Below are 23,504 nucleotides of genomic sequence, written 5' to 3'. Positions count from 1 at the left end.
AACGTGAGTACGCTGCTCACATCATCGTCCCGATTGCCATACCGATTGTAGTACAAATCGCCAAGAGAAGTGCCTGTTTCACGGAAATACGGTCGGTGAAGAAGCTAGCAGTGAGGCCGACGACAGCAGCAGCAACGAAACTGTAAGTAATGACTGCCGGCAAAGGGAGGGCCATGGGTACGCCTTGATAATGGCTGTCTCCTGAATAACCTTCGGTCAATCTGCACACCTACCTAACACCTGTTCCAGAGAGTTGTGTTGAACTAATGGCGTTCAATAGAGCCATCGTGACGCAATGTAACCACGACACCGTGGAGATTAGTTAACCAACAGACGAGTTCGTGTTGGTTAATCACCGTGCGAGAGGGGACGTCCTCGGGTAATCCGACGTGTCCAGAAGCACCCCACACCACTGTGTCCAGTGTCTTTCCAATGGTAATCATACACCAGTAATACACACCACCATGTCCAGTGTCTTCTCGGGCTACGAGCGCTGAAACTGCTGTTTCAAGCGTTCTGGGTCGCCGACGTTATCTACCGTATCCGACAGCGCATCCAACAACAGTTCGCGATCGGTCGCGAGCTCGTACTCATAGTACCGGCCGCCCGCCTCGCCCTCGTTGCGCTCGGTCGAGTTCGCAATCCCGAGCATCGCCAGTTCGTTCAGATGGTCACGCATCCGACGCGGCACCAACGGGCTCACACCATACCGATCACAGACGAGTTCGTACCGCGCCTGCAGGTCACGCGCCCTTGTCGGCGTCTTCCCAGCCTGCTCAGTCATCAACAACGCATACAGCACAAGCTTTCCCTGATCAGTTAGCCCGATAATGCCGTCCTTGACACGGCTTTCCTCCATTCGCGACCGTGCCTCCCTGACGTGATACTCGGTGAGTTCCTCCACATTCTCCTCGGCCGCCAGGTCGCCCGCCTCCATCAACAAGTCAAGGCTCTGCCTAGCGTCCCCGGCGTCCTGTGCGCCGAACGCCGCACACAGCGCCAGCACGTCCTTCGAAACCACGTCGTCATAGAACGCCGTGTCGGCGCGCTGACGGAGAATCGCGCGAAGTTCCTCCGCGTCGTACGCTGGGAACTGCAGTTCTTTCTCGCACAGGCTCGATTGGACTTTCGACGACAGCGTGTCACGGAATTTGAAATCGTTCGAAATGCCGATAATGCCGACTTTCGCGTCGTCGAGATTGCCGTTCGCGCGAGCCCGCGGGATCTGGTAGAGGATACTGTCGTTTCTGAGGTGATCGACTTCGTCGAGCACGATGATGACCGTTCCGCCCAGGCTGTCGAGTTCCTCCCATAGCATCTCGTTGACGCGGTGCTGTGGGTAGCCGGTGGTATTGATCTGGTCATCCGGCGGTCGGAGTTCGTTCACGAGTTCGACGCTGACCTGATAGCTCGTGTTGAGGTCTTCGCAGTTCGTGAAGATCGTCGACAGGGTGACGTCGTGCCGGGTGGCGTCCTGTTTGAGTTCGTCGAGCAGGTAGCGCGTGCAGGCGCTTTTGCCGACGCCGGCTTTGCCGTAGAGGAAGATGTTGTTGGGTTGGTCACCGTTGATTACGGGTTGGAGAGCGCTGATATACCGGTTGAGTTCGTCGTCGCGACCGATGATTTCTGTTGGCTGGTAGTCTTCGCGGAGGGCGTCACGGTCGCGATAGATGTCGGTGTCTGGCTCGAACAACCCCATACTGCTCGTGGTGTTTCGGTGAGAATATAAATCTAGGGACCACCGTGTCTGGTGTGTCTTGTGTGTCCCGAGACTGGGGGAGATACACACCACCATGTCCAGTGTCTTAGGATGTTAGTGTAAGCGGCCGCTGCTGTTGGTTGTCGCGTGACCCTGTCTAAGCCGGTAAATTGGTATCCTACGGACTAGCTCACAGCACTATGATTTAAACTTTTCTTACGTGTATAGTTCTTCAAGGGCTCGTCCCCATGCTAGAACGCCGAGACACTGGACATGGTGGTGTGTCTGTGTCCACCTTGGATATATAAAAGACACCGGACACAGTGGTGTCTAAACCACAAGACAACACCGGAAAAGACACTGGACATAGTGGTGTGCCGTCCCGAGGCCGTTCGATGCCATGCTTTCACTCGGTATGAGGGGTGTGGCCTATACGACGTGGGATGGAGGACCACGCTTCCACCCCACTGGTTCCAGTGCTATACCTCACTTACGAGTACCCACCCCACTGGTTCCAATGCTTTCCACCAGCCACCCTACCCCACCATTTCCAGTGCTTTCTGGGAGACGTATCGAACTATAATATTGGAAAGTCAACATTTCGTTCGTGGGTAGTCACGTCTTCGAGCTGACTCCGGAGCGCTCCAGCGCCTCGGTGAACGACTCGAATCGGCGATAGTAGGTCGCTGGTGCCGGCAGATCGTCGAATTCATTCAGGTCGTCGATATTCGGTGTGCGCTCAACTCTCTCTGTGAGCGTTCGGAGTGCGTCGAGAAGATCCGAGTCGGTATACTGTGGAGCTCGCTCGAATTCTGTCTCGATACCTGCAGCCGCCAGCGCAGCAGGCCAGGTCCCGAACCGATCCCTGAACACGCTCGGAGATGGAGACTCATCATCTTCTCCGACATCAACCATCCGTGGTTGTCGATCGAGCTCCGCAGCTATCGACCGGAGTTCGCTGATGAGTTCCTCGTCCGAATACTCTCGTGGGTTACCGACTGGCGTCGCGGAGAATCCAGCTTCCTCGAGGGCGGCGTTCCAGGACCCGAAGACGTGGTCGTACGTTCTCGGCGCGGCCATGTCCGCCTCGTGTGCGACATCGACCGCCTTCGGTTTTCGGTCCAGTGCCTCGCCCAGTGTGAGCAGGTCCTCCAGCAACTCCTCCTCGGTCCACTTCTTGTTCGGGTCCACGGGCGTGTCGTAGCCCGCAGCTTCGAGTGCGGCCTCCCAGCTCTCGAACCGGTTGTGGATGACGGTCAGCGATGGATAGATGGGACCCCGTGTGAGGTCGCCGGTCACCGGCGGCGCATCCGGCCCGTCTCCGAGAGCCCACAGTCCGGCTTCGATGTCCGCTTTGGTCCAGTAGCTCGGCGGCTCCGTCGGGGTGATGTCGGCGGCCCATAGTGCCCGGTACCACGACCCGAACTCGTCCTGAAACGCTGTGAGCGGGGAAACGTCATTCGCCTCAAGCAGGTCAGCGATGTCGGGCGCTCGACCGAGCTCTTCTTCGAGCGCGTGGAGCTCCGCGAGCAACGTTTCTCTCTCGGTCACGGTCTGTCCCCTGCGTGTTTTTTCGAACGTCCTACTTACTGGAAGCAGTTCCGGTTTCCAGTCGCACCTGGTTAACCAACAGCCGTTGTGAGTTGGTTAACAGCCTCGAACCCCCAGTACTCACCCAGCGCAGGCACCTTCTCGTCTGCAGCCAGGGGTATGCTTTTGCGACTCGGGCAGAAGCGTGTCATCATGCGCGCTTCACGCCGGGTGATCGTCCTCGTCATCGTCTGTATGATTGCCCTGGCCGGGTGTGCCGCCCCCACCGACTCGGGGGCGACACCGACCGACAATCCGACTGAGGGAGCGACGCCCGTCGATGAGGATACCGCTGTGACGGCGAACGGGACCCTGGAGGTCCATTTCATCAACGTCGGGCAGTCGGATAGCATCCTGCTACGAACACCGGCTGGCGAGACGATGCTCATCGATAGCGGGGACTGGCCGGAAGAAGGAGAGTACGTAATCAACTACCTGCAGGAGATCGGCGTCGACCGCATCGACCATCTCGTGACTTCGCACGCCGACGCGGACCATATCGGCGGCCACGCAGCGGTCATCGAGTACTTCGAGACGGAGGGTGAGGGCGTCGGCGCCGTCTACGACCCCGGCCTCGCGTCGAGTTCGAACACCTACAGCCGGTATCTCGACGCGGTTGAGGAGTACGAGGTGCCCCTCTACCAGACTCGCGAAGGCGCACAGATGCCTGTGGATGGGGTCGACGTCTCCGTGCTCGGTCCACCAGAGGACCTCCTCGCGAACGGACAGCGCAACGAGAACAGCCTCGTGCTCCGTGTGACCCATGGCGAGACGAGCTTCCTGTTCACCGGCGATGCCGAAGTCGAGGGTGAGTCAGCACTCGTCGACGAGTACGGTGCCGAGCTCGATTCGACCGTGTTCAAAGCCGGCCACCACGGCAGTCGCTCCAGCTCCCGGTCGGGCCTCCTCGACGCCGTCCAGCCACAGGTCGTCGTGGTCACCAGCGCGTACGACTCCCAGTACGGCCACCCCCACGAGGAAGCCCTGCAGCGATTAGCCAGCCGCTCGATCCCGACCTACTGGACTGCGACCCACGGGAACGTCGTGGTCTACAGCAACGGGAGCGCGGTCAGTATCGCCACCCAGGACGAGGCACCGACTGACCCGACGTCGCTCCGGTCTGGCGACCCCGTCGAACCAGGGACCTACAGCGAGGCGGTCGTCCGAGAGACGATCGTGGGGACTGACTCTGTTGCGCCCGCGACCGATGTGGCCACCGACGGTGGCGGGGAGATCTCGCTCGTGGACATCAACGCCGATGCCGAGGGCAACGACAACGAAAACCTCAACGACGAGTACGTCGTCCTCGAGAACAGCGGCGATGCGGCACTGGACCTGAGTGGCTGGGAACTCCTCGACGAGGCCGGGAAGACGTTCGAGTTCCCTGACGGCTTCACGCTGGCGCCCGGCGAGCGCGTGACTATCCACAGCGGGAGTGGGACCGATTCAGCGACCGACCTGTACTGGGGCCAGGAAACTGCCGTCTGGAACAACGCCGGCGATACCGTGTTTGTGCGTACTGATGATGGGACAGTCGTCATCGAGGAGAGCTACTGATGCCTGAAACCTACACCGCCGTCCTCGACCGGTTCGAGGAATCGACCGCCGTCCTGCTGCTCGAGCAAGATGGTGAGCAGGTGGACGAGATCAGCGTGGCGCGTGGCATGCTCCCGAAAGCTGGCCGCCACCAGGACGCAATCTTCGAGCTCGAGATCTCGGACGAGACGGTCTCGATTCGGTATCGAGAACAGGACACAGAGCAGCGCCGTGCCGATGCCCAGTCACGATTCGACCGCCTATCGAGCGAGCTACCGGACGAGCGGCCGGAAAAAGAGTGAACGACAGGTACGTTCGGTTCGACTGAGCGTTTGTTTGGCCCCGAAAATTGGGGACTGACGAGATGGGACCTCGCAGCGAGACTAACCAAGTCAGTTGGTACGATTGTGTGACCAGCCCAGCGTCGCAATTGCTACCTTACCACGACGGAACTTCTATTAGTCATCATCGCGTTGGCGATAATCAAGACCGAGTTCAGCGCTCTGGGAAAGGGTTGCAACTACAGATGGAAGACTTGATCGATGCGACAGCTGCGAAAATCGTTATAGCAGCGAAGCGTGGCGATTCAATCAACCGTATCGCGAACAAGATCGGGAAATCGTACTCGTGGACGTACGACTGGGTCGAACGGTTAGAAGCCGAAGATATTATCTCCAATACCGATACTGGAATCCAGGTCATCGACCACGCGATGCGACAGCAGTACGCCGAAATGATGGCTGCGGTGTACAGTCGGCACGCAGTCTCACAGGAAGACGCCTACATCATTCCGCACTTCGCCGGCATGGAGTTCGCGTACACAGAGATCGATGCCGCGTACGTCTGGACACACGGCGGGTACCAGATCGCCCGCAGTCACGACGACTATCCTGTGTTCATCCAGGTCCACGACCAAGACATCGAACGGTGGATCGCGTTCTTCGAACAGTATGGAATCGAGGCAACGATCAACGAGCGCCCGGATGCCAGCGACGTCGACGGGAACGTACACTACGTGTTGTTCCCGCAACCTGACGGGTTCGACGTCGAATGGGTGGACGGAAGTCCGGTCGTCCCCTTAGAGAGCGCAATCGATCAGATGCTGCAGAACCGGCCAGCGTACGAGCCCGCGCTGGAAATCATCGCCAGCGAATACGACGTTGATATCGAGACCTCGCATCATAGTACGATGGGTCGAGACTGATAATCGTCCGTTGTCAGACCCGGAGCTGAATCTGGCCTTACCTGACGGCTACTGGAGACTCCCGACCCTACTACCAGAGTTGTCCCTGTTCATCCAGCTGCTCGGTCGTCTTTCTCACCTCCTCGAAATAGACGTGGTAGCTGTTCCGCCTTACCCCTTGGCTGGAGATCTCAACTTCTCCCTCAGAGAGACGCTCTCGGAGAACACTTTGGACCTGCTTGATATCTGTGTCGGCAGCAGCGGCTATCCACTCTACCCCCTGCCACCGTGGATACTCGTTCGTGAGGACGTGATCGACCCGCTCTTTCGGAGTCATGTCCGCGGGGTAGTCTGGTTCCAGCTCTTCAGGATTCACGGACGGCTCAAACGCCGCCTTGGCCTCGTCAAGTGCATCTTGGACAAAGTCGGGTGTCTCACCAGCCATACATCAAAGTCCGGTGTAGAGTAGCTTAGTTACAACTGTCAGGTCTTGATACCAGCCAACTCGTCTCTGACATCGCCTTGGCGACGATTTCTCATCGATTGATGTTGTCCGGCCTGCCCCACTACTCTTTGATCGACAGTCCCGAGGATCACCTCGTCGTCGACTGCTGGGGGGTGGTCTATCGTGACACCGCTAGTTGTCTGAGTCCGGCTCTTTCGGAGGCCACTAAGTGACACACCTCCAGTACGTTGACCACCGTCAACACCATCCAGACTGATATGGATTGCTCCGCGTGCGGGTCTTCGCTCACACTCGAAGTCGGGACAGATCGTCCTCTTTCGACGTCACCCACAGAAGCGATCCTTGCTGCGGATGTGAACGAGTGCATCGAGATGATTCAGGATTGTTGGAACTGTGGGTGGCACGAAGAGCGCCAGCTTCGCGTTGCGTCCATCGAGAGGACTGCGGGTGACGAGACCGCTGTCGAACGTGCCGCGCTCGTCGGTGAAATCACCGACGAACTCGCCGCAATCGATGATCTGGCGACGCTCGAAGAGGCGCTTTCCGAGATTCGTCGCCACCGACGGTTGGAGTCATCGACGACTGAACGGGACGAGACCACCTCAGGAGGGTGACGATGTCCGATTCCGAGGCAGTCTACGATGTCCGTGAACGAACCGGAAATCCCGATCACGCATCGGTCGAGGATGTAGTCGAACTCGTTCTCGAGCGCGCAGAGCAGCCCCGGTTGGAACACCAAGATGGGCATCTCGACGAGTTGATGACGACTATCGTCGACCGGTACGGAATGGAATCCGTCCGCACCGTCATTCACCGCGTGCTCGTCGACGGCATGCCTTTCCGGAGCGCCACCCACGACCTCGAGATACACAACGTCGACGGTGTTCGGATTGGGACGACCGCTGGCCAGTTCCTCGACGAACTGAACGCACAGGACAACGACTGAGACTGGTGTAGGAAATTCCTATTCTAGCGCCCTGATGTGCAAGCTCTGCACATTCAGCGAAACACCTATCTACCTTTGTGCAAAACTTGCACATAGAATGAGCGCGAACGACGATCCACGTCGGGTACACTTCCAGTCCCCGGAGTACCTCGTCGACCGGCTCGATGCGATTGCGGACCTCTTCGACAAGGATCGGACGGATCTGCTCGTCAAGGCCATCCGGGAGTACATCGAAGACACAGCCGACAGTGAGACATTCCAGGAGCTAGTCGCGACGAAATACTACGACGACCAGCTCGAGTTCGAGACGGTGAAGCAGTTGGTCGGTGCTGAAACGGCCCAGCGACTCCGTCTCCTCAAAGCGGACCTCGAGGACGAACCACTCGATCTTGCTGCCCCCGGCGACGTCGACATCTACGACGGCGACGCGACGACAGTCGATACCGCAGCCGAAGACGACAGATGAGCGGCAATCGACTGCGGACAGTCGTCGCCGACACGAGCGCGCTGGTGAGTCTGGCCGTGCCTCGTGCTGACACAGCAATCGATACCGTTCCGGACCCATTCCAGTACCTGCTAACATCCTGCGACGTGTTCGTTCCGCCAGAAGTACTCTCGGAGCTCCGCGACATAACACAGTATCAGGATATCCACGCTGCTGCTGCGAACAACGTCCTCGCGGCCCGCGAGTACTACACCGTTGAGGATCCCTACGAACGGGATGATATCCCGGACTCGCGCCCAACCTTTGGTCTCGACGATGGCGAGACTGATGGCATCGTCCTCGCGAACGCGCTCGACGTCGACGGCTTTCTCACCGACGAGTTCGGCGGGACGAACTTCCCACTCATCCACGCGGTCCTGCAGGGGCCGCGGATCGTCCCGACACCGCGGCTCATCTGTGACTACGCCCGGAACGGACACATGACCACCGAGGAGGCCAGAACGCTGATCTCAGCGATCAGCCCACATCGGAGTTGGGAGAATAGCCCCTACGTTACGCAATTGCTCCAGCGGCTCGAAGAGTAGCTGTCCTGCAGATGGCTTTCAGTACGTCTGAGTAGCCTCGTCCATGAGTCACTACGCCGAACACCAAGCAGCGCGACGACTCATGAAACCCCTCGGCCGCTCGGCATCCCGCCGCAACACGAAGCTGCGTTTCGTCTCCTCTCGACCGTTTCCCCTGATATGCTTCTGTTCACCTATCTTAGAATACGTCCTGAACCCTATACCGTAAACTAAAATCCAGAAACCTATTTATACGAATCCGCGCATAGGTTTACACAGATGATTACGAGGGCTGGTATCGCGGTGCTGGACGCGCTCAGTACTGGCCGTGAGGCGACCCCGGACGAGCTAGCGACGGCAACCGGATACTCCCAGTCACACCTCTACGACGTGCTTGATACATTGACCAGCGACGGAATCCTCGCAGAAGTTCGGGGAAACAACAACCAGCGTCAGGTCCGGGTAACAGACCACCCTGTCGGGGAAGCATACCGCACACTCCGTTCGAAACTCGGTCACGTCGACTGGCCAGAGCTGCTCTCGCCGGCGACCCTCCGGGTGTGCTGGTATCTCGACGAACCCCGTCGTACCAGCGAGATTGCGGACAGACTCGGTATCACCCGCCAGAGCGTCACCAAGGCGTTGTCTCCGCTCAAGCATCGGGCATTCCTGTCACCCTCCGGGCCAGAATACGCGTTGAATGACGACCTCGCGCCACTGCTCACGTTCGCTCGAGCCGTGGTTCGCCACGAGCACCGGACGCGGGTTCGTGACCTCGCACCGAGTGCAACTCTCGAGTGGTACGACCCGAAGCGAGCACTCGTGCGCGTGCAGACCGCCGAAGATACGAGCGAACTGCAATCAGCGCCTGACTGGGAACTGACCGGGCTTGGGAAGTTCCAAGAATACGGCCTCCAGTTCTTCCTCGCGGGCGAGCCGGCGTTCTGGTACGCTCCCGACCAGGAACTCACTCCTGCCGAGGTTGTCCGCCACACGCTGGTTCTCGACAATGGGACCCGACGCGTCAGCTATTCGATGCTGTTGATCGAGGCACTCGATATCGAGCAAAAAACCCTCACTGACACCGCCAGTTGGTACGGCCTTGAGTCGACTGTGACAGCAATGTATCAAGCCCTTCACGGCGAGTTCGATATTCCGGACGAGTCGCCGATCGTCCTCCCAAGAGAGGCAGAATATCGTGCACTCAAAGATCAGTACGAGGTACCATGACTGTCTTCAGAGGTGGCGACGCGATTCGAACGTTCTTCGAAGAGCTCGACACCTGGCTCTCTGAGCCCATCGAGGCGTACCTCCTCGGCGGCTCTGCGATGACCGTGCATGGGCTGAAAGACCAGACCGAAGATATCGACCTAGGAATTGGGGTCGTCGACGAGTTCGAGCACGTCTCGCAGACACTCCAATCACAGAGATGCAAGGAGGAAGCTCACGGCTTTAGCCGTGGGAGGAATCCGACACGGCTCGAATGAACCAACGAGCGATAGCACTCAGACTCCCCCACGTCGGCCGCAGGTTTATGAAATATTACGGGACAAGTAAAGTACCAGATGGAGGTCAAGCGAACTGTTCCGGTCAAACTCTCGGTTCCCGACGACCGACAGGAAGACCTTCATCAGACCATCGACCAGTTTAACCACGCCTGCAACTACACCGTCCAGCATGGGCGAAACGACGACGGCTCCCTCATCCTCACCAAGTCGAAAATACACGACCGAGTGTACCACGACTTGCGAGACGAGACAGACTTGCCCGCGAACCTCTGTGTCCGAGCGTACTCAAAAGCCGTTGAGGCGATGAAGTCAACCGTCGCAGACTGGAAGAAGGGTACCAGTCGACCACTCCCAGGGTTCACAGAACCGTCTGCCGTCTACGACAAACGAACGTTGACACTCAAAGACAGGTCTGCCACACTCTCGACGATCAACGGCAGAGTCAGTGTGGAGTATGTTCTCGGTGACTACCAGAAATCGTACCTCGATGATGGCGAGTACGAAAAGCGGATGGGGACGCTCCACTACCGCGAAGACGAGGACGCCTTCTACCTCCACATCGTCATCAAAAAAGCGGTCGAAGAACGCGATGGTAACACGGTACTGGGTGTGGATTTGAACCTGAAGAACGTCGCCGTGACCAGTACGGGGTCGTTCTACGACGGTGGCGAACTACTGTGGGGACAGAATCACTTCTTCCGCGTGCGTCGGAGCCTTCAGCACAAAGGCACTCGCTCCGCCAAGCAGGTTCTCCGGCGATTGTCGGGGCGAGAAACCCGCTTCGTGCTGAATCGCCTGCACACGATTTCCCGACGTATCGTAGAAGAAGCCGACGCCCACGACTGTTCGTTCATCGCTGTCGAACGCTTGACTCACATCCGTGAGCAAATGGACAATCAGAACGACCACGTGAAGCGACAGCTGCACAACTGGGCGTTCCGCGAACTCCAAGAGATGCTGGCGTACAAGGCCAGCGAGTACGGTATCCGTGTTGAGCAGATTCCGCCTGCATTTACCTCGCAGACCTGTTCTCGGTGTGGACATCAGTCTAGCACGAACCGCAACTCAGACGGATGGTTCCAGTGTACCGAGTGTGGGTATTCGATCGACGGCGACTACAATGCGGCGAAGAACATCGGATTGAAGTTGCTAACTTTACCGGAGGGCGAACGCCCCTCTGGGTTGGGCGACGGTCATCTCGCCCTCAAGTCCGGGATGGTGAATTCCTTCGATGAGTGCTGACACACCATTCTCTGCCGGTCAGGACGTTCTCGTCGACGCGAATATCTTCTACGCGATCGGCGCCCCCTCGAACTCGCAGTATCGGCGATTCCGAACTGCAGTTCAGAACGCGGGCGTCGTCTGCAAACTCCCCCGACGCGTAATCGGTGAACTTGGTGGCCCAAAGACGGATCGCGTTCGAACCGCGCTCGACGAAGGCTGGGTCACAATTATTAGCGGTAGTTCTGTTGGTTAAGGCTCTCCGCCAGCGACGGAGTCGACATCGCATACCCACCGACATTCAAAAGCAACACGACATACGAAAGCCCTCGGCCACTCGACGTCCCGCGACCGCCGCTGCGCGCCTCGTCCCTGCGGTGCTTGCGGGGTCGGGGGACGACCGAGACGGCCTCGCCCTTTCTGAGTCCGCCAGGATAGTGGATGGATCACCGAGCGACGTAGCCGACTGAACAGGTGTGCCCGTGACGGCACGCACCGCTCGCCGCGACTAGCTGACGAGAACTCGGGAAGTCGAGAGTTACGAACCAGAGTTTATACGATTTGGTCTTCAGGAAGCCGTATGAGCAATGAACCGCTGGGGAAGCGTCGTGATTTTCGATCGCTATTTGATGAACTGGACGGCGTCGCTCTCTGGACAGCATCCGAACCGGGGGAATTCGAGTACATCAGTGCTGGCTTCGAAGACATCTGGGGTATCCCACCTGGCGAAATCGACGACGACATCGGGAAACTGATTGAGACGATTCATCCCGACGACCGAGAGCGTGTTCGCGCAAACATCGAGGAGTCAACCCACGAACTCCGTGACACCGAGTATGAAGGGCGCGTGGTTCGCCCGGATGGTTCGGTCCGGTGGACGCTCAATCGGCAAGTTATACTACACGATGAGGCGGGAAATGTCTCGGAGATCATCGGCATTTCCACCGACATCACGGATCAAAAACGACGCGAGCAAGAGCTTGAACTGTTGAATCGGATTGTTCGACACGATATCCGTAACGATATGGCGGTCGTCCTCGGCTGGGCGGAAATGCTCGACGATCACGTTTACGACGAGGGGCGCGAATACCTGCAGAAGATCCTTGCCAGCGGTGAACACGTCGTTGAACTGACTGAGGTTGCACGTGAGTACGTGGAAACAGTCGTTTCGGATGAAGCGCTCACCGTGGAACCTGTGCCACTGTGTTCGGTCCTCGAAACCGAGCTGTCGCTTCGCGAGGAATCCTTCCCAGAGGCAGAGTTCGTACTGGAGAACTCTCCGCCTGATGTGGAGGTAGCTGCTAACAGTATGCTCAGTTCGGTCTTCCGGAATCTCCTCAACAACGCTGTCCAACACAACGACGCGGAGACGCCTCATATCGAGGTTTCGTTTGCGGTACGAGACGACGAGGTTGAAGTTCGAATCGCCGACAATGGGCCCGGAATCCCCGACGATCACAAAGACACCGTGTTCGGCAAAGGGGAACGGGGCCTCGGAAGTCCCGGCACGGGAATCGGTCTCTATCTTGTTGACACGCTTGTCACCGAATACGGTGGCGAAATCTGGGTGGAGGATAATGAGCCGTCAGGCGCTGTCTTCGTTGTCCAGCTCCCACTCGCAGAGTAACTACACCGACACGGCAAATTGGTACGATGGATTGTTCTTGGGGACGACTGAGTAAGCGGCAGCGACACCCCGTGTCAGTGTCGCCGTGACACCAGCGGTCGGACGCTCTGGTTCTCCAGAGTGAATGTCGATCCGCTGGTCGCTCCGTTTTCCAGCTGCTAGCGCTTTCAGTACCGCTCTTCTTGGGCGTTATTTGGCCGGGATTCGGTGGTTCAACGAACGACTCAGCTGTGGTTTTTTGAGCCGGCATTAGTTTCTCTCGGCTGGCCGATGTGTACGATACGGCTCGCACCGCTCGCCGCTGCCGCCCTCCGCGTCGCTCGCGACCGACCATTCCGGGCTGCCTGCCTGCAGTAGCGGGCGGGCTGCCGGGCTAAAGTGAATGTGCCCTCGACGCCAGCGCTTCACCCGTTCGGGTCCTGCGGACCGCGGCTACGCCGCCCGCGACGGACGTGGTTGCGTCGCGGCGAACGGGGAATGCGCTGGCCGCTCGCTCCGGGCGGGTCGGCGCGCGGTGCTGGTTGGGGCCACCTCATGCAGGCGCGCTCTCGCTCGCGCCCAAGGGCGCTCGCGAAGGCGCGAGCGAGAGCGCGCAGACGTGTCTGGTCAGTCGGTGATGCAGAAAACCGCGAGTGAGGTCGCGGTTGTGGACGCTCTGTGAGCGCCTTCGGGAATGAGATCCCAATGTCTAGTAGAAACACGATCCGTGATGAAGGTTCGGACGTACAGGCGACTGAACAACTGACCCTCGAGGACGCGATCGAGGACGAAGACGAACTTCTGGCGGGGGCGGCATGTGGGGAACACGCACCTGAGCTGCGACCCACCGTCAAACTCGAACGCCAGGGTCGAATCGACTACGACTGGAGCCGGAAATCCGGTCTGGACCACCCGTACGGGACGACGCTCGAGGCGGAGGAACGGCGGCTGGCCGAAGAACAGGAACTGGGTCGGTATCGAGAGCGAGCGCTGGCGGCGGACAGGGCAGGCGTCGACCGAGAGTCGTCGTGCAGGCTGCAGACGGAGCAGGAGTCCAGCGAGCGCATTCGTGACTTCAGAGAGCGAGGCGTACTCGGGAGCGGTGGCGACCCCGACGTCGACCCGCGTGAACAACTCGACGCGGACACCCTGGGCGGGGTGAACCGATACGGGATGCAGCTGGCTGAGCGCTTTCGTGGGCCGTCTCGGGGAGCCTACGCGAAGCAACTCGCGGAGAAGGTCGCGTGCCAGGACATGGGGTTGACGGCGGCCGTTCTGAAGACGAACGAAGACGTGGCGAAAGGGACGGATGCGATCCAGCCCATCGCGACCATCGAGGAGTGGATGGGCCACCCCAAGTACGCCATCCAGGCGAATGTCGAAGCCGAAGTGACGACGCTCTACCAGCCGGCGGCGGTCAACCAGCAACAGGTCGGCGTGCTCGATGACGGGTCGGGGACGGCGAAGCTGACGATCTGGAAGCGTTCCCAGGTCGGGACGGTGCTCCGCGAGGGTGACCGGGTCCGACTGCTGAACTGCGAGGTGGGCTGGTACGGCGGCCAGCCGACGTTGGCGGTGACGTCGGAGTCAGAGGTAACCGTGCTCAAACGCGGTGATGGGCTGAGTCCGCGAAACGGGACAGTGACCCATGCGGACTTCAGCACGGGGTCGACTGAGCAGCGCTTGGACGTACTCCGGGACTGAGCTCGCAGCATCTTCTCTTGGCCCCACTGTGCTCTCTTTTTTGCCGACTCGACGGAGGAGCTGTGAGAGTCGTCCCTGTGCCCTCTCTGTCTGGTCACATCTTGCCTGGCACCGCAACCCCACCGCCCCGCCCTCCGCTCCGTGCTCGCTCCGCTGCGCGCGCAGCCACAACCTCAATCAGAAATCCCAAAACCAACAGTGGACTGATCACTCAGCAGAAACGGAAGGAGCAGAATTCGAACGGTACGACAATGTCTACGAGGTCGTCCAAAACCACCCGGAATTTCGGAAAGCGGTCCACGAGGAGAGTGCAGGAGGAAGGTCGTGGATTAACCAACAGCACAGGGCATAGATTGAATCTGTTGGTTAACAGAGTAGGTCCCTAAAGTCCGACGACAGTCACAGTGGAATGTCTATCCGCACCGAAGAATGGGAGATGCCACCATGAATCAGCAAGCCGAACAGAGGGACCGGATGCATCGTGTGCTTAGCAACTTCAACCAGTTCGAAGTCTATCGGTTGGAAGACGGAGATTTTTGAGGGTCTCATTCGGACTATTCTGGATATTCAATTGTAATACCAGATCCGTTGGTGAAAATTCTAGTTTGACGGTTCGTATTTTCCGGTCCAAATATGAGAATTACAGTGTCGTTTGTTGGAGTATAGATACTGGCCGTCGTTCTGTCAGTATCTAAATCAATATTCCAACCAATATCGATTTGCTCGCCCCGCATTGTTAGATACTCACTTGCTGTGGTCTCAAACTCTCGGGCATCCGATTCTGTATCCCACTTTGTGACCCACACGATACTCGTTTGATCACCGTTTGTGAATGTGTAAGCACTGTCATTACCCCAGCCAGACGATCCTTGCGCCGCGGCTTCTTCACTGAGATATGACCCCAACATAGACCGGATGTACATCTCACCGGCTTGGATATTCGTTGGATTTTGGTCCCATAATCCAGGCTCAATTGTCGTGTTGAGAGATGGGACTGGCTCTGAACCCGGAGGAAGCTGGTGTATGATCTCTTCGGTAGTTTCTGGAGGTGAGGAATAGATGGAGGTCAATTGAGATGGAGTGCCGATGGAATTATTTATGTACTCATAACCGAAATAATAAGCCCCTGCGCTAAGCTTTGCAATCCCTGTTCGATTCTGGTAATCACCTCTTCTAATCTCGGGTCGTGACTGGGCATCTCTGACATATTGTACTCGATAGGCCTCTGTCACAAAGACGGCACTACCTTCACTAACCGCAGTGGTAGTGATCCGAGAATCAAATAGGAGCGGGTCCTGTCTGTTTATTTGAGTAACCGTTTCCAGTTGATTATTTCCACGCTGTACAATATGGACATACTCGTGTGCTAGAATCAATTGAAATTCATCGCCTGAGTTCCGGAGACTCTCCTCGTAAACGACATTACCAATTCCAGTAACATATGCCGGTGATTCTACCTGTTGCCGTGATTCCATGCCGGTGAAATTTACGAACACCGGTAGTCTTCCCTGCGGTGGACTTGCGTTTTGGACAGGAATCGTAGTTACCGTTGGTGGTGAGGTGAGTGATAGCAAGCTACTCATTCGGCTAAAGATCAAGTCTGGGCTGATTTTCTCTGAATCTGTGGCGGACTGGGTTTTGGTTACTGCCTCCTGGGTTGTAGTTTGAGTAAAAACGTCCCGTTGCGTTGATTGACCATTGATCCCTGAACATCCTGTCAAAAATAACAGAATGGTGACTACAACGACTAACCTATAAATTTGAGGCTTCACTGTTATCTGTGATACATAAGTTTTATAATATCATATGTCTTTCCTCCTATTATAATTTATTGACATCATAGTTCGTCCTTCAGCTATCGGTAACGTCTCCCAGACCGAGGATGAGCCGCTTCCCGAACTCGATACCACCGCCCACGGCGACGGGAGTGAAGACGACATCCTCGACGCGCTCCTCGGGGCTGCACCGGAGCTGGGAGTCCGTGTGATCTCCCCGAGGAATGGACCCACGGCGACGCGGCAGGCGTCTGCACCGAGCCCAGCATGTACGACTGCTCGTTGCTCGTCGAAATCAAGGACGTCGACAACGACGCCCAGGTGGCCAGTGTGCTCGCCCACGAGTACGCTCACGCCCTGCTGCACTTCGACATCGACGATCCAAACGAACGCAAGAAGCGCGAGGTCGAAGCCGAGAGCACTGCTTACGTGGTCTCGCAGTACTTCGGCCTCGACGCCTCGAACCGCGCGTTCTACGTCGCCGCCTGGAACGGGGACCCCGCCGAGACGATCCAGGAGCGATTGCAGCGCATTGTGGATACCGCACAGGAAATCATCGACGCGGTCAAAATGACACAGTAGCTCCCCATCCTGAACTGGACTTCCGGAACACAACCTTCTCTTAGGATACTAGAATTCCCATTCATGTATGAGGAGCACTACTCTGCCAGAGGTGTCAAAAAACAGGCTGTTACTTCGTGGAAATACTACTCGATTTCCCCAGTACGAACCAGCGATCTTAAGCTCACAAAGTCTTCCTGCATCAGTCGGTCCTCCGTGAGTGGCTCAACAGTCTCTTCAAGCGTGTCGACGATCTCGCTCGCTTTCTTCCCGGGACTGTCAGTCCGATAGTCCAGTGCAGTGTACGAGGCGAACAGCTCGATAGCTAGCACTGTCTCGACGTTATCGAGAACCTCAACGAGATGGTTCGCGCCGTTTGCGCCCATACTCACATGGTCTTCCTGATTGTCCGATGTTGGAATCGAGTCCGTCGACGACGGATGCACGAGCGTCTTGTTCTCAGAGACGAGAGCCGCTGCAGTCACGTGTGGCATCATGAACCCACAGTTCAATCCCGGATCTTCGACGAGGAACGGTGGGAGCTCATCCGAGTCCTCACTCGCCGTCGTCCCATCAGTGCGACCCTCGGGCTCACCACCGGTTAACTTGAAGATCCGACGCTCGGAGATGTTCGCTATCTCTGCAATCGCCATCGAAAGCTGGTCAATGGCGAATGCGATTGGTTGCCCGTGGAAATTCCCTCCGGAAACCACGTCTCCCTCACCCTGGTTCAACACGAGCGGGTTGTCAGTGACAGCGTTCAATTCCCGTTCGACAACCGCTCGAACGTGGCCGACCGTGTCCCGACTCGCACCGTGTACCTGTGGGATGCACCGCAGCGAGTAGGAGTCCTGTGCCCGATCCGCCTCTGCAGCGGCCGTGACCAACTCACTACCTTCGATACCCTCCCTGACACGTCTCGCCACCTCTTTTTGGCCAGGATGGTTCCGTAATTCGTGGATCTCCGCACGGAACGGGTCACTGATCCCACGGAACGCCTCTAAAGTCATCGTTCCAACAGTATCGGCAGTATCGAGCAACCGCTCTGCGTCGTGAACAGCCAGCGTAGCAACAGCAGTGATGTAGTTCGTCCCGTTGATGAGTGCGAGCCCCTCCTTGGCCTCGAGACCGGTCTCACCGTCGTCAGTGGAGAGTGGTTCCACTCCAATCGAGTCCAGGACTTCACTCGACAGCACCCATTCCTCTCCGTTCCACGCTTTGCCTTCACCGAGCATCGCAAGCGCGATGTGGGCGAGCGGCGCGAGGTCGCCGCTTGCACTGACCGAACCTTTCCGTGGGACGTGGGGATAGAATCCACGATTCAGCAGGTCCCGGAGCTTCAGAATGACATGATCCCGAACGCCGGAACTCCCCGAGAGAAGGGAGTTGAGACGAAGCAGCATCATCATCCTAGCTTCGTCCTCCTCAACGGGGTCGCCAACACAGACCGCATTACTTCGAATCAGGTTCGTTTGCAGCGTCGTCACATCCTCGGAATCGATGACTTCGTTCTGGCTTGCACCGAAACCAGTGTTGACGCCATATATTATCTCTCCCGTCCCGATTCTCGATTCCAGATTGGACCGGGCCTTCCGGACTCGCTCTAGTGCCTCGTCGCTCACCGCAACGTCCTCCCCGTCACGGGCACAGGCAACCGCGCTTTCAATCGTCAAATCCTCACCGGTCAGTTCAATTGTCATTCTTTTCCCTCCGTATTCGGTGCGTTCAACCGCTTTTCTACCACTACTGCAACTAAATATGACACCAGTTTCATGTCTTTGGGTCCTCCAATCGTTGCCGGAGCAGTTCTGTGAACGTACTCTGGTCTTGAGACGCGATACTCTCGAGAGCCACGGCATTCAATCGGGTCGTGTAGCCGAGCTTTGGTGCCACCAGTTCAACCCACGTCGGTGTGTCCGTGTCAGGCACCTGTATCTCGACATGCCCGAACTCGTTCGTTATTCGTGTGAGTTCTTCAGTCAGGTTATCACCAGGCTCTCGCTGGACGAGAAGCTCGTCGGCTGGCCGAGACTGTTCCTGTTGGTCGAGGAACGAGAGAAATGTCGAGCGATCCTGCCAGGCAAGACACTCTAACGTGACTGCATCGAGACGGATGCGTTCGTCGACCCTCGATGCATCGAGTTCTAACCGGGCTCCTTTCGGAGTGGTTACTCGGCGTACAACGACTGCTGTTCCCTGAGTAGCCACACGGGTGAGCGGCGTTACAGTCACCGTCGTCGTCAGAGAGTTATCACTCATAGCTACAGGAAGAACGAGAGGTTTCGCGTATCGAGTATCGTCTGGTCGAGTTGTACCTCCCGCTGAGCGAGCTTGAATGACCCATCTACACGACGGAGTGTATCGTGTCTCTCTCCGACGAGCAAGTCTGAGTCCGTCGTGTCGCCCTGATTCCGATAGAGCAACAGGTTGCTCTTCACCCGAACCTCATCGTCCGACGTCTCCTCCACCCGAACGTTGCTCACGAACCGCCGGGTTCGTGATGGAGGGTTCTCTGCCCAGGCGTACTCGCGGTCGAACCGTTTCACACGGGTCCTAAGTGTCCCGAGGTCCTCTCGGTAGTGGAACCCGTCGTCACTGAACTCAGACTCTTCACTCCCCCGTTCACGGGTGACTCGTCTGGGAACGCGATACTCGACATCGTCAGTCAGCAGTTCGAGCCAATCGTGGAGCCTGCCGTCGTCGAGGAACTCGGCCTCCCTGTAGAGGAATTCCTCACACTGCAGTCGGAGTTCGAATCGGTCGCTCATTGGCTATCCTCCGGGTCAATGTGCTGGCCAGTCATCGCACGGTACCAGCTCTGATAGAACGTCTGCATCGTTCCATCCTCAAAGTTCGTGCCGTACACTTCCCCAGGTCCCGGGAACTCGTCCGAAATCTCGTCCGAATCACTCATATCACCGACTCCCATCTGGAAGTTCGATTCACGTCCGATCTTCTTCCCGAACGTACTCCCGGCTGCTTCTGCGATGCCGTCCCAGACTGCGAAGTCGTCGACCTCGAAGTTTCCAGCCACGCTGAACGTTCCGATGCCGGTATCGTATGCGCGCTGTTTGAACTCCTCAGAGGCACCCCGGGGAACGAGAATCCAGTTCCATACCTGCGTTTTCTTTGGCCCGACAGGCTGCCACTTTCGGACGTTCAGAAACGCCGTAACCTCGCGGTTCTCCGGATCAGGGTTGAGGTTCATCTGGAGGAACGACATGTTCGGGAAGACGGTACCGACACTCGAGACCAGTCGTTTCGCGAGCCGAAGCTGGTCATCGGAGAGGTGAGTATCCGTGAAGATGTCCTCCGGGTAGCCACCTGCGTACTCCTGGTTCTCCAGATACGCAAGCATGCAGGAGTGCCCGCTACACTCAGTGATGTCTGCGGGAGTTCGCTCCGCCCCGGCCGCTGAGAGTTCCGGCGGGAAGATATCCAAGTCCATGGCAGACTTGTGTGTCGCAAGCGTGTGATAGGAATCGCCGGTGAAATTGTCAGCCCCAATCTTCCAGTTCGTATCGATCTCCCACCGAATGGGCTCCCCAACCACTTCCATCCCGCCATCAGCAAACTGCAGATGGAGGTCGAGATACCACGTGAAATCGCCGAGATACTCCTCCAGTGACGGAGCATCGGCAGAGAGACACGCGAACACGAGACCGCGGTAACTATCGACCTGTGGCGCAGAGTCAAGGGCGTACTCACAGGTATCGAGCTCCTTGAAGAACTCTTCTTTGTGTGGGACACCGACAAGTTCTCCCGTGGTATCGTACGTCCAGTTGTGGTACGGACACCGGAAGTACGACGTGTTGCCCTGTTCAGCACGGACGACCGTCGTGCCCCGGTGTTGGCACGAGTCGAAGAGGACCTGTACTTCACCGGTGTCGTCGCGGACGAATATGAAAGGACTGTCCCCGATGTAGCGTTTCGCGTAGTCACCCGGCTCCGGAATCTCCGATTCGTGACCAACGAGTACCCAAGTATCACTGAAAACTCGCTCAAGTTCCAGCTGGTGAATCTCGTCGTCGTTGTGGATCTGGGAGGGGATAGTCCCCGTTTCTTTAATCGACCCAACTTGTTCGATGACATCCGCCGCCGCAGGCATCGAGTTAGTTGTATTCCTCTCTATTCCCATGTCATTAGGTACTCAGTATCATTGGTTAAGGTGAATGCCAGCAATTGGAGGGTGTATTAAATATAGTGGAGAGCTAAATTAGCACTTCGAGAATATCAGACCCTCTATTGAAAAATAATTTTAGGGTTTGTGGAGAGGTTATAACACCAAACTGTCCAAAGGTTGAAGCTACTACAGAAGCGCGGATTCGACTCGATCCCCGAGTTCTTCGAGTCGCTCGACAGGCTCGTTGCTGAAGACGATCCGGACGTACTGATCGCTGTTCTCGTCACCCCAGTGGCGCATCGGTGTCGCAGCGACCTTACTTTCCTCCAGAAGGAGATCCGACGCCGTCGAAGAATCGTAACCCAGCTCCTCAACGTTCATCAGTTGCATCCATCCACCTTTCGAGGGAATCGTGGTGACGCCAATATCGCGTAATTGCTCGGTGACTGTATCCCGCCGACGCTGCAGTTCGGGTACGTACTCGCTTGGTTCGAAGTCGGACTCGAGGGCAGCGAGCGCGCCTGCCTGTCCGATGCCACCAGGCGTTGTCGTGTTGTAGATGTGGGTCCGAGCAGCGTCGTTCATGAACTCTTCGGGGCCGACGATCCAGCCCACGCGCCAGCCAATCATCCCGTATGATTTCGTCACTGAGCCAGCGATAACGGTCCGCTCAGCCATTCCAGGCAGGGAGACAGGATGAATCAGTGGCAGATCGTCGAATAGCACTGACTCCCAAATCGCGTTGTAGAGCAACCAGATGTCGTGTTCCTGGCAGAGGTCGCGAATCGTCTCCCACTCCTCACGACTCAGGACTGCCCCGGACGGCATGGACGGATTGACCAGCAGGAGTACTTCGGTGTCGTCGCTCACAGTTTCCCGAAGTACCTCGACGTCCAACCGCCACTCGTCACCAGCATTCACGTACGGTACGAACGATGGTTCACCGCCAGCGAGGCGCGTCCGATTTATCATACCAGCGTAAATCGGATCCGTCAGGACGACCTCGTCTCCAGGGTCGATCATCGCAAGGAGAGCATCGAGAACACTCTCCCCCGTGCTACAGGTGATAACGACGTTTTCAGCACCGTAGTCGTGACCCGAGCGGTCATTCGTCTGGCGTGCCACCGCTTCACGAAGGTCTTTCTTCCCGATGAATGGGAGGTAACTGTTCGCGTCGAACGTACCTACAGCGTCACGAGTTGCCGACTTCACCTCTTCAGGCAGCAACTCGGACATGAGGTTCACGTCGAGGTTTTCGAGTCGCAACACCTCGGGATCGTCGCCTGCGGCATCGGCGACCTCGTCGATATCGAATCCCGGAACATCCTGTAGTCTGTCAGTTGGCATGCAGTATCATCCCACACGGAAGCCAGACAATATTCTTCACCATGAATATCCAACTGGTTTAGGCGTCACCCCCCTGTCCGAAAGCACCCCCTCACCACAGGACCCTTCCATAGCATGCTTTCACTCGGGACGAGGGGTGTCCCAGTCCACTACATCATACCTCCTGCCCGCGGCTACGTCTGGACTCGCGGCGGCTACCAGGTCGCGCGTACCCCAGACGATTATCCGCTGTTCATCGCGGTTACCGAGTCTGAATTCGATGCGTGGACGACTTTCTTCTCCCAGTTCGGACTCCCAGCAACACAGGAACGCCTTCCGGCAAAGGAGGTTGACGGGGCGATACAGATCGTCCTCGAGCTACAGCCAGACATCACGACCGACATGGTCGATGGCCGGCCCGTCATCCCGCTCGAAGAGACAGTCGAATACGCCAGCGAACACTACGTAACCTTCGAATCTACACTCGACGTGCTCGACCGGATGTACGACGACGTCGAGACTGATGCGAACTATCGGATGGAACTCGATTGAGTGGGTCAGTGCTCGGTCATAACGGAGATGGGTGAACCCCAAGCCATCTCACCGTCAGCTTGTCGAACCCTGACGTGGTAGATGTGAGTGCCTGGGTCTGGGTCGTCGGTGAACGTCAAAGTCGTATCAGTCGTGGTCGTAGCTCCGATCTCACGGCAGACGATTTCTCCGTCGACCGAATCGAAGTCGCTGATGCGGTCGTCGCTAATCGTGTCGATGTGGAACGAACCGTTGTACATCGGCGTGTGGAGTGAGACCGTTGCGTCCGCCGGGGCGTCGACATCGAAACGAACTCCCTGATGGTTGCCCGCGGTTTTGCTGATCCACTCCAGACTCGACGTAGTTGTCGACGTCAGCCCGTGTTCGGGATGCTGGAAGCCAAAGGGTTCGACATCGGTGAACGAACCGGCGTCGAGTGTGAGCCCGCCGCTCCAGTCGACGACTTTATCTCGAACTCGTGGTCGCGTGCCGAACCACCGGATTTCGTATCGACTGGCACCCGTCGTACAGTCGACGGAGTCGATGCACTCGCCGTCGCGAAAGAGGTCGACATCCGTAAGGGGGCCAGTTCCCGCGACGGAGACATCGATTTCGGAAGTCCCGTCGACGGTGACGTGTTCACCGAGAGACGCCCCATCGACATCGACGTCGAGGTGGATGCGTGCTCCGGTCGTGGCGTAGCACTGACTCGCTTGCAACG

Annotated in this window: 24 protein-coding genes and 2 pseudogenes; 16 read left to right on the top strand and 10 right to left on the bottom strand. The window is 57.5% G+C overall.

From position 1 onward, the window contains the following. Positions 1-484 precede the first annotated feature (484 nt). Together NO345_RS17930 and NO345_RS17925 are read right to left on the bottom strand one after the other, a co-directional pair. A complete protein-coding gene (locus NO345_RS17930) occupies positions 485-1,699 on the bottom strand; it encodes an orc1/cdc6 family replication initiation protein (protein WP_256301571.1) in 1,215 nt (404 codons plus the stop codon). Between the two features lie 615 nt (positions 1,700-2,314). Beyond that, complete coding sequence (locus NO345_RS17925; protein ID WP_256301569.1) at positions 2,315-3,250, bottom strand: homing endonuclease associated repeat-containing protein; 936 nt, start codon at positions 3,248-3,250, stop codon at positions 2,315-2,317. A gap of 192 nt (positions 3,251-3,442) precedes the next feature. Between NO345_RS17925 and NO345_RS17920 the strand changes: the two genes are divergently transcribed. From NO345_RS17920 to NO345_RS17910, 3 genes are all read left to right on the top strand, one after another. Beyond that, the gene (locus NO345_RS17920) at positions 3,443-4,846 is read left to right on the top strand and encodes a lamin tail domain-containing protein (RefSeq protein WP_256301567.1); all 1,404 of its coding nucleotides are present in this window, start codon (positions 3,443-3,445) and stop codon (positions 4,844-4,846) included. Then, a complete protein-coding gene (locus NO345_RS17915; RefSeq protein WP_256301566.1) occupies positions 4,846-5,127 on the top strand; it encodes a DUF3006 domain-containing protein in 282 nt (93 codons plus the stop codon). Before NO345_RS17920 ends, NO345_RS17915 begins: the two co-directional genes overlap by 1 nt. Before the next feature lie 224 nt (positions 5,128-5,351). Next, positions 5,352-6,029 (top strand): helix-turn-helix domain-containing protein, encoded by a 678-nt coding sequence (locus NO345_RS17910; RefSeq protein WP_256301565.1) that lies wholly within the window; start codon positions 5,352-5,354, stop codon positions 6,027-6,029. Positions 6,030-6,099: 70 nt separating this feature from the next. Here NO345_RS17910 and NO345_RS17905 read toward each other — a convergent pair whose 3' ends face one another. Then, positions 6,100-6,453, bottom strand: coding sequence for a hypothetical protein (locus tag NO345_RS17905; protein ID WP_256301564.1), 354 nt, complete (start codon positions 6,451-6,453; stop codon positions 6,100-6,102). A 278-nt stretch (positions 6,454-6,731) separates the two neighbouring features. On the opposite strand from NO345_RS17905, the gene NO345_RS17900 reads away from it, so the two are divergent. The 11 genes and pseudogenes from NO345_RS17900 (at position 6,732) to NO345_RS20050 (ending at position 15,007) form a co-directional block, all read left to right on the top strand. Further along, a complete protein-coding gene (locus NO345_RS17900) occupies positions 6,732-7,088 on the top strand; it encodes a DUF8105 family protein (RefSeq protein ID WP_256301562.1) in 357 nt (118 codons plus the stop codon). A gap of 2 nt (positions 7,089-7,090) precedes the next feature. Beyond that, positions 7,091-7,420 (top strand): DUF8158 family protein, encoded by a 330-nt coding sequence (locus NO345_RS17895; protein ID WP_256301560.1) that lies wholly within the window; start codon positions 7,091-7,093, stop codon positions 7,418-7,420. Between the two features lie 97 nt (positions 7,421-7,517). Continuing rightward, positions 7,518-7,886, top strand: coding sequence for a hypothetical protein (locus NO345_RS17890; protein ID WP_368407896.1), 369 nt, complete (start codon positions 7,518-7,520; stop codon positions 7,884-7,886). Next, positions 7,883-8,449 carry a hypothetical protein gene (locus NO345_RS17885; RefSeq protein WP_256301556.1) on the top strand — a complete coding sequence of 189 codons (567 nt, stop codon included), beginning with the start codon at positions 7,883-7,885 and terminating at the stop codon, positions 8,447-8,449. Before NO345_RS17890 ends, NO345_RS17885 begins: the two co-directional genes overlap by 4 nt. Before the next feature lie 258 nt (positions 8,450-8,707). Continuing rightward, the gene (locus NO345_RS17880; RefSeq protein ID WP_256301554.1) at positions 8,708-9,658 is read left to right on the top strand and encodes a helix-turn-helix domain-containing protein; all 951 of its coding nucleotides are present in this window, start codon (positions 8,708-8,710) and stop codon (positions 9,656-9,658) included. Further along, complete coding sequence (locus NO345_RS17875) at positions 9,655-9,915, top strand: hypothetical protein (RefSeq protein ID WP_256301552.1); 261 nt, start codon at positions 9,655-9,657, stop codon at positions 9,913-9,915. The genes NO345_RS17880 and NO345_RS17875 overlap by 4 nt, the downstream gene beginning before the upstream one ends. Before the next feature lie 78 nt (positions 9,916-9,993). Further along, positions 9,994-11,178, top strand: a complete 1,185-nt coding sequence (locus NO345_RS17870; protein ID WP_256301550.1) for an RNA-guided endonuclease InsQ/TnpB family protein — start codon at positions 9,994-9,996, stop codon at positions 11,176-11,178. Beyond that, a pseudogene (locus NO345_RS19895) lies at positions 11,168-11,404 on the top strand (PIN domain-containing protein); the annotation flags it as partial. The gene NO345_RS17870 and the pseudogene NO345_RS19895, both read left to right, overlap by 11 nt. A gap of 333 nt (positions 11,405-11,737) precedes the next feature. Next, positions 11,738-12,784 carry a PAS domain-containing sensor histidine kinase gene (locus NO345_RS17865; protein WP_256301547.1) on the top strand — a complete coding sequence of 349 codons (1,047 nt, stop codon included), beginning with the start codon at positions 11,738-11,740 and terminating at the stop codon, positions 12,782-12,784. A 657-nt stretch (positions 12,785-13,441) separates the two neighbouring features. Next, positions 13,442-14,467: a single stranded DNA-binding domain-containing protein gene (locus NO345_RS17860; protein WP_256301545.1), complete on the top strand. Its 1,026-nt coding sequence runs from the start codon at positions 13,442-13,444 to the stop codon at positions 14,465-14,467. 429 nt (positions 14,468-14,896) lie between these two features. After that, entirely contained in the window at positions 14,897-15,007 is a 111-nt protein-coding gene (locus tag NO345_RS20050; RefSeq protein ID WP_497007333.1) for a DUF8012 family protein, read from the top strand. 14 nt (positions 15,008-15,021) lie between these two features. Here the strand turns inward: NO345_RS20050 and NO345_RS17855 are convergent, their stop codons facing one another. Beyond that, the gene (locus NO345_RS17855; RefSeq protein WP_256301543.1) at positions 15,022-16,239 is read right to left on the bottom strand and encodes a hypothetical protein; all 1,218 of its coding nucleotides are present in this window, start codon (positions 16,237-16,239) and stop codon (positions 15,022-15,024) included. A 270-nt stretch (positions 16,240-16,509) separates the two neighbouring features. Between NO345_RS17855 and NO345_RS17850 the strand changes: the two genes are divergently transcribed. Continuing rightward, positions 16,510-16,824 (top strand): ImmA/IrrE family metallo-endopeptidase, encoded by a 315-nt coding sequence (locus tag NO345_RS17850; protein WP_256301541.1) that lies wholly within the window; start codon positions 16,510-16,512, stop codon positions 16,822-16,824. 125 nt (positions 16,825-16,949) lie between these two features. Here the strand turns inward: NO345_RS17850 and hutH are convergent, their stop codons facing one another. The 5 genes from hutH to NO345_RS17825 form a co-directional block, all read right to left on the bottom strand. Then, positions 16,950-18,503 carry a histidine ammonia-lyase gene (hutH, locus tag NO345_RS17845; protein ID WP_256301539.1) on the bottom strand — a complete coding sequence of 518 codons (1,554 nt, stop codon included), beginning with the start codon at positions 18,501-18,503 and terminating at the stop codon, positions 16,950-16,952. Between the two features lie 70 nt (positions 18,504-18,573). After that, positions 18,574-19,062 (bottom strand): hypothetical protein, encoded by a 489-nt coding sequence (locus NO345_RS17840; RefSeq protein ID WP_256301537.1) that lies wholly within the window; start codon positions 19,060-19,062, stop codon positions 18,574-18,576. 2 nt (positions 19,063-19,064) lie between these two features. Continuing rightward, complete coding sequence (locus NO345_RS17835) at positions 19,065-19,571, bottom strand: aromatic-ring-hydroxylating dioxygenase subunit beta (protein ID WP_256301535.1); 507 nt, start codon at positions 19,569-19,571, stop codon at positions 19,065-19,067. Continuing rightward, positions 19,568-20,941: an aromatic ring-hydroxylating oxygenase subunit alpha gene (locus tag NO345_RS17830; protein ID WP_256301533.1), complete on the bottom strand. Its 1,374-nt coding sequence runs from the start codon at positions 20,939-20,941 to the stop codon at positions 19,568-19,570. Before NO345_RS17830 ends, NO345_RS17835 begins: the two co-directional genes overlap by 4 nt. 171 nt (positions 20,942-21,112) lie before the next feature. Next, complete coding sequence (locus NO345_RS17825; RefSeq protein WP_256301531.1) at positions 21,113-22,273, bottom strand: pyridoxal phosphate-dependent aminotransferase; 1,161 nt, start codon at positions 22,271-22,273, stop codon at positions 21,113-21,115. Positions 22,274-22,447: 174 nt separating this feature from the next. Between NO345_RS17825 and NO345_RS17820 the strand changes: the two are divergent. After that, positions 22,448-22,804 (top strand): annotated as a pseudogene (locus NO345_RS17820) (RNA polymerase subunit sigma-70); the annotation flags it as partial. A 5-nt stretch (positions 22,805-22,809) separates the two neighbouring features. On the opposite strand, the gene NO345_RS17815 reads toward NO345_RS17820, so the two are convergent. Beyond that, positions 22,810-23,504 (bottom strand): hypothetical protein (locus NO345_RS17815; protein WP_256301529.1); only part of this gene is annotated, 695 nt, incomplete at its 5' end.

This window comes from Haloarchaeobius salinus (genome assembly GCF_024464185.1).
GTDB classification, from domain to species: domain Archaea; phylum Halobacteriota; class Halobacteria; order Halobacteriales; family Natrialbaceae; genus Haloarchaeobius; species Haloarchaeobius salinus.
This window is presented reverse-complemented; position numbering and strand designations above follow the sequence as displayed.

Coding starts and splice junctions, on each gene's coding strand:
- hutH (WP_256301539.1), bottom strand. CDS start 18,503: ATGACAATTGAACTGACCGGTGAGGATTTGACGATTGAAAGCGCGGTT.
- NO345_RS17915 (WP_256301566.1), top strand. CDS start 4,846: ATGCCTGAAACCTACACCGCCGTCCTCGACCGGTTCGAGGAATCGACC.
- NO345_RS17890 (WP_368407896.1), top strand. CDS start 7,518: ATGAGCGCGAACGACGATCCACGTCGGGTACACTTCCAGTCCCCGGAG.
- NO345_RS17850 (WP_256301541.1), top strand. CDS start 16,510: ATGTACGACTGCTCGTTGCTCGTCGAAATCAAGGACGTCGACAACGAC.
- NO345_RS17900 (WP_256301562.1), top strand. CDS start 6,732: ATGGATTGCTCCGCGTGCGGGTCTTCGCTCACACTCGAAGTCGGGACA.
- NO345_RS17880 (WP_256301554.1), top strand. CDS start 8,708: ATGATTACGAGGGCTGGTATCGCGGTGCTGGACGCGCTCAGTACTGGC.
- NO345_RS17930 (WP_256301571.1), bottom strand. CDS start 1,699: ATGGGGTTGTTCGAGCCAGACACCGACATCTATCGCGACCGTGACGCC.
- NO345_RS17910 (WP_256301565.1), top strand. CDS start 5,352: ATGGAAGACTTGATCGATGCGACAGCTGCGAAAATCGTTATAGCAGCG.
- NO345_RS17895 (WP_256301560.1), top strand. CDS start 7,091: ATGTCCGATTCCGAGGCAGTCTACGATGTCCGTGAACGAACCGGAAAT.
- NO345_RS17840 (WP_256301537.1), bottom strand. CDS start 19,062: ATGAGTGATAACTCTCTGACGACGACGGTGACTGTAACGCCGCTCACC.
- NO345_RS17865 (WP_256301547.1), top strand. CDS start 11,738: ATGAGCAATGAACCGCTGGGGAAGCGTCGTGATTTTCGATCGCTATTT.
- NO345_RS20050 (WP_497007333.1), top strand. CDS start 14,897: ATGGGAGATGCCACCATGAATCAGCAAGCCGAACAGAGGGACCGGATG.
- NO345_RS17875 (WP_256301552.1), top strand. CDS start 9,655: ATGACTGTCTTCAGAGGTGGCGACGCGATTCGAACGTTCTTCGAAGAG.
- NO345_RS17920 (WP_256301567.1), top strand. CDS start 3,443: ATGCGCGCTTCACGCCGGGTGATCGTCCTCGTCATCGTCTGTATGATT.
- NO345_RS17905 (WP_256301564.1), bottom strand. CDS start 6,453: ATGGCTGGTGAGACACCCGACTTTGTCCAAGATGCACTTGACGAGGCC.
- NO345_RS17870 (WP_256301550.1), top strand. CDS start 9,994: ATGGAGGTCAAGCGAACTGTTCCGGTCAAACTCTCGGTTCCCGACGAC.
- NO345_RS17885 (WP_256301556.1), top strand. CDS start 7,883: ATGAGCGGCAATCGACTGCGGACAGTCGTCGCCGACACGAGCGCGCTG.
- NO345_RS17830 (WP_256301533.1), bottom strand. CDS start 20,941: ATGGGAATAGAGAGGAATACAACTAACTCGATGCCTGCGGCGGCGGAT.
- NO345_RS17825 (WP_256301531.1), bottom strand. CDS start 22,273: ATGCCAACTGACAGACTACAGGATGTTCCGGGATTCGATATCGACGAG.
- NO345_RS17835 (WP_256301535.1), bottom strand. CDS start 19,571: ATGAGCGACCGATTCGAACTCCGACTGCAGTGTGAGGAATTCCTCTAC.